General features: G+C 33.8%; 5 protein-coding genes. 4 read left to right on the forward strand and 1 reads right to left on the reverse strand.

Translation table 11 applies throughout. The features are described from left to right. Positions 1-58 precede the first annotated feature (58 nt). Positions 59-892, reverse strand: coding sequence for an AraC family transcriptional regulator (locus ACI313_RS06645; RefSeq protein ID WP_013642256.1), 834 nt, complete (start codon positions 890-892; stop codon positions 59-61). 249 nt (positions 893-1,141) lie between these two features. Here ACI313_RS06645 and ACI313_RS06650 point away from each other — a divergent pair, with 249 nt between their 5' ends. The 4 genes from ACI313_RS06650 to ACI313_RS06665 are packed head-to-tail and all read left to right on the forward strand — an operon-like array spanning position 1,142 to position 5,270. Further along, positions 1,142-2,395 (forward strand): extracellular solute-binding protein, encoded by a 1,254-nt coding sequence (locus tag ACI313_RS06650; protein ID WP_013642255.1) that lies wholly within the window; start codon positions 1,142-1,144, stop codon positions 2,393-2,395. A 12-nt stretch (positions 2,396-2,407) separates the two neighbouring features. Continuing rightward, the gene (locus ACI313_RS06655) at positions 2,408-3,283 is read left to right on the forward strand and encodes a carbohydrate ABC transporter permease (protein WP_007126478.1); all 876 of its coding nucleotides are present in this window, start codon (positions 2,408-2,410) and stop codon (positions 3,281-3,283) included. A gap of 14 nt (positions 3,284-3,297) precedes the next feature. Continuing rightward, a complete protein-coding gene (locus ACI313_RS06660; protein ID WP_052543104.1) occupies positions 3,298-4,131 on the forward strand; it encodes a carbohydrate ABC transporter permease in 834 nt (277 codons plus the stop codon). A 26-nt stretch (positions 4,132-4,157) separates the two neighbouring features. Continuing rightward, positions 4,158-5,270, forward strand: a complete 1,113-nt coding sequence (locus ACI313_RS06665; protein ID WP_013642254.1) for an ABC transporter ATP-binding protein — start codon at positions 4,158-4,160, stop codon at positions 5,268-5,270. Positions 5,271-5,335: the final 65 nt, after the last annotated feature.

Genomic DNA, 5,335 nt, shown 5'->3' on the forward strand with positions numbered 1-5,335 from the left:
TTGGAAATTTGAATAGATGAAAAAGATGATTGCTTTGTTGGGCAATCATCTTTTTACTTTATTTAGTATTCATTTGGCGAAAAATTTTAGGACTAAAACCAGAATATTTCTTAAAAGCCTTAGAAAAAGTAAATTCATCAATATAACCTACTGCTTCAGCAATTTGTCGAATGGAGCTTGGACTATCTTTTAATCTATTTTTAGCTTCTTCCATACGAATTTTTATTAAAAATTTTTGCGGTGAAGTATTAAAACCATTTTTGAAAAGATTATATAAGTAGCTGCGAGAAACATCGAGTTTATTACATAGAGATGCTATTGAACAACTATGATCATCATAATTATCATGCAGATATTTGGATGCTATTTTTAATTGTTCTGAATTAGCAATATGTTGCTTTTTCTTCTTAACGGGATATTCTGTGTCAAGATAATAAAAAGTTTGATAAATTAGGGATTCTGTTAGTAAGTCATTAGTTAGCACATTGGGATTATGAACTGCTTCAAATAGTTTATTTAAGCTTTTGCAAAAATTAGAATCTTCGACCTGCCTTAAGTAATGCTTTGAAGACAAAATAGAGCCTGATAGCATTGTGGCAATTTTTAAGCCAGATAATCCAATCCAAAAGTATGTCCAGGGTTCCTTACCGTCTGCTTGATAAAAACAGGGAACCCCCTTAGGCAGAATAAATATGTCTCCAGCTTTAAGTTGAACTGCTTCATGATTTGCAGAGGAAAAAACGCCTTTCCCTTTAAGTATATAATGAATAACGTAATTCTTTCGCACATTATTTCCTGTGAAGTAGTAATTAGGTAAGCAACTTTCCTTGCCGAAAAATAGGACGTTACTTTCCAGGCTAATATCATTTAAGGTTTTGTATTCACCCTTCATTTTTATTCCCCTATGAAAAAAATATCATATTTTTACATGTTAACATGTATTTTATCATTCTTACAGAATGGCGACAATATGATAATCATTATATTTAACATGTCAAAATGATTATTGAACAAAATGACAATAATGCTAATTAAAATACTATGGTTTGTTGTATTTAAATAGGCAATAATAATGAATGTAAATAATGAAAGCGCTTAAAGAAGGCTCAGAAGAGAATTTAATAGTTGAGGAGTGATTTTTATGAAAGGATGGCTGAAAAAGGCTGCTCTTATCGGAGCTGCTATTGTAACAGCTGTAAGTCTTTCAGCTTGTGGAAAGCAAGATAGTAATTCTGGTAAAAAAGTTACTATTGAGTATTTCAACCAAAAGAAGGAAATGTCGAGTACTTTAAAATCAATTATTAAGGATTTCGAAAAAAAGAATCCCGACATTCATGTAAAAGAAGTAGATGTACCAAATGCTGGTACGGTACTGAAAACTAGAATTTTATCTGGTGATGTTCCTGATGTTATTAATATTTACCCACAAAATATTGATTTTCAAGAGTGGGCTAAAGCTGGTTACTTTGAAGATATGACTCATGCACCATATATTAAAAACATTAAGAATAATTATGCGGATTCATTCAAAGTTAACGGCAAAATCTATAATGCACCACTTAGTGCAAATGTCTATGGCTTCTTCTATAACGCTACTGAATTTAAGAAGTTAGGTATTAAGCCACCAAAAACTTGGTATCAATTCAAACAAGCCGTTAAGAAAATCAAAGCTAGTGGCAAAGCACCATTTGCAGTAGCTGGAACTGAACCATGGACTTTGAATGGTTATCATCAATTATCTCTTGCAACTGTAACTGGTGGTGCAAAACAAGCTAACAAGTTGCTCAGATTCTCAGCTCCAAATGGAATTAAGGTCAATAATCCGTATATTCAAAAAGACTTTACGCGTTTAAATTTATTGCGTGAAAATGCTCAAAACAACTGGCGTGGTGCTAGTTACAATGACGCAGTTGTTTCATTTGCAAATGGTCAAAGTCTAATTATGCCAAATGGTTCTTGGGCTTTACCAATGATTAATCAACAAAAACCTAAATTTGAAGTTAGAACTTTTGCTTTTCCAGCTGCTAAAGCAGGTCATGAAATGACAGTTGGTTCAGGTGACTTAGCTTTATCAATTTCTTCAAAGAGTAAGCATAAGAAAGCCGCTGAAAAATTTGTTGCTTATATGACAACACCTGCTGCTATGCAGAAATATTATGACGTTGATGGAAGTCCTGTTGCGGTTAAAGGAGTTAAACAAAAGGGGTTTGATTCTCAATTAGGTGGTTTATCAAGCTTGGCGTTTACAAAACACGATATGGTCTGGCTTGCTCAAGATTGGACTAGTGAAAATGATTTCTTTAATTTAACTGCAAGTTACTTAATGACAGGTAATGAGCAACAAATGGTTAATGATATGAATACGTTCTTTAACCCAATGAAGGCTTCTAATTAGGGGGATGCAAAAATGAAATCGAAAAATTTTATTGAAAAATATTGGGGTTGGCTATTTTTAATCGTCCCAATTATTCTGCAACTCATCTTCTTCTACTTTCCATTAGTTCAAGGTGCGTTTTACAGTTTTACTAATTGGACTGGTTTAACTTACAATTATAAATTTGTGGGTTTGAACAATTACAAGTTATTGTTTATGGATCAGAATTTTGCTAAGTCGATTGGCTTTACTTTAATATTAACAATTTGCCTTATTGTGGGTGAAATCGTTATCGGAATTCTGGTAGCTCGTGCTTTAAATTCTAAAATTAAAGGCCAAACCTTTTTTAGAGCATGGTTCTTCTTCCCAGCTGTTTTGTCAGGTTTGACAGTCGCTTTGATTTTTAAACAAGTTTTCAACTATGGTTTACCAGCAATTGGTAATGCACTTCATATTTCATGGTTGCAAACGAGTTTATTAGGTACCGACACTGGAGCAATAATTGCTACAATTTTCGTCCTCCTCTGGCAAGGTGTAGCTATGCCGATCATTATTTTCTTAGCTGGTTTACAAAGTATTCCAGATGAAATCAAAGAAGCTGCTGAAGTCGATGGTGCTAATAGTCGTCAAATCTTTTGGAAGATTGAACTTCCTTACATGTTGCCAAGTATTTCAATGGTCTTTATCTTAGCTCTTAAATCAGGTTTAACTGCTTTCGACCAAATCTTTGCAATGACGGCTGGTGGACCAAACAACTCAACTACTTCATTAGGTTTGTTGGTTTACAACTATGCCTTTAACAATAACTCATTTGGTTATGCTAACGCGATTGCGATTGTATTATTCCTTTTGATTGCAATTGTTTCATTTATCCAAATCAAAATTTCTAATAAGTATGCCGTTGAATAAGAGGAGTATACAAAATGGAAAAAGAAAACAAATCAAAGAAATTTTGGGATTATGCTTTACTGATTGTCGGTGGAATGTTAATTTTAATCCCATTGCTTTACACATTTTTAAGTTCATTTAAGACAACTAAACAAATCATGGAACATTTCTTTGCATGGCCTAATCCTTGGACCACTGCAAACTTCCAAAGATTATTTGCCGATGGAGTAATGAATTATTTCGGTAATTCAATTATCATTACAGTTTTATCTATTGTTTTGGTAATGATTTTTGTACCAATGGCCGCATATTCCATTGCAAGAAATATGTCCAAAAAGACAGCATATAACTGGATGTACATCTTATTAATCATTGGTATCTTTGTTCCTTTCCAAGTAATTATGATTCCGATTACAGTAATGATGAGTAAACTTGGTTTGGCTAACATGTGGGGACTAATCATCTTGTACTTAACTTACGCTGTACCTCAAACATTATTCCTTTATGTCAGCTATATTAAACAAAGTGTTCCTGAAAGTTTGGATGAAGCTGCTGAAATTGATGGTGCTAACAAGATTACTGCTTACTTTAAAATTATCTTCCCATTGTTAAAGCCAATGCACGCAACCACATTAATTATTAATGCTATGTGGTTCTGGAACGACTTTATGCTTCCATTGTTGATTTTAAACAGAGATTCAAAGATGTGGACTTTGCCATTGTTCCAATACAACTACACTGGTCAATACTTCAATGACTATGGTCCAAGTTTCGCATCATACGTAGTTGGAATTATCACAATTACAATTGTGTACTTGATCTTCCAAAAGAATATTATTGCCGGTATGAGTAACGGTGCTGTTAAGTAATTGAGAAAAATGAGGTAGAGAAGAAAATGGTTAAAGTAGATTTAGATCATGTTTATAAGAAATATGAAGGTAACGATAATTATTCGGTAACTGACTTTAATTTGCATATCAAAGATGAAGAATTTATCGTCTTTGTTGGTCCATCTGGTTGTGGTAAGTCAACTACTTTAAGAATGATCGCTGGTTTGGAAGATATTTCCAAAGGTACATTGAAGATTGGTGGAAAAGTCATGAATAACGTTGCACCTAAGAATCGTGATATTGCGATGGTCTTCCAAAACTATGCTTTATATCCTCACATGACTGTTTATGACAACATGGCCTTCGGGTTAAAGTTGAGAAAGGTTCCTAAAGAAGAAATTGATAAAAAAGTACAAAAAGCTGCTAAAATTTTAGGCCTTTCTCAGTATTTGAAACGTAAACCTGCAGCTTTATCAGGTGGTCAACGTCAGCGTGTTGCCTTAGGACGTGCAATTGTCCGTGACGCTCCTATCTTCCTAATGGATGAGCCTTTATCAAACTTGGACGCTAAATTACGTGTTACAATGCGTGCAGAAATTGCTAAATTACATCAACAATTAAAGACAACTACTATTTATGTTACTCACGATCAAACTGAAGCTATGACTTTGGCCGATAGAATTGTCATTATTAAAGATGGTATTCAACAACAGGTTGGTACGCCAATGGAAGTTTATAACAAGCCTGCAAATGTCTTTGTAGCTGGCTTTATTGGATCACCTGCGATGAACTTCTTTCATGTTATCTTGAAGGATGGAAAGATTATCGACAAGGAAAATCATGACTTTGAAATTCCAGTTCCAGAAGGTAAATTAAAAGTTTTGAAAGATAAAGGATACAATGGTAAAGAATTAATTTTTGGTATTCGTCCAGAAGACGTTCACACAGAGGAAGTTTTCTTGGAAAGCTTCCCAGAGCAAGTTGTTGAAGCTAAAGTTATTGTTTCTGAACTTTTGGGTGCTGAGACACAACTTTATTGCAAGGTTGGCAATACTGAATTAGTTTCAAAGGTAGACGCTCGTGACTTTACTAAGCCTGGTGCCAAAGTAAGAATGGGCTTTGAAATGAATAAATCTCACTTCTTTGATCCTGAAACACAAAAGGCAGTTGAAAATTAAGGAATTTGTTAAATGAAACAAGACTTAATCACTTTTGATGAAAAAAACAAAGTTTTTCATCTACA

The sequence above is a fragment of the Floccifex sp. genome (assembly GCF_051873495.1).
Taxonomy (GTDB): Bacteria; Bacillota_I; Bacilli_A; order Erysipelotrichales; family Erysipelotrichaceae; genus Floccifex.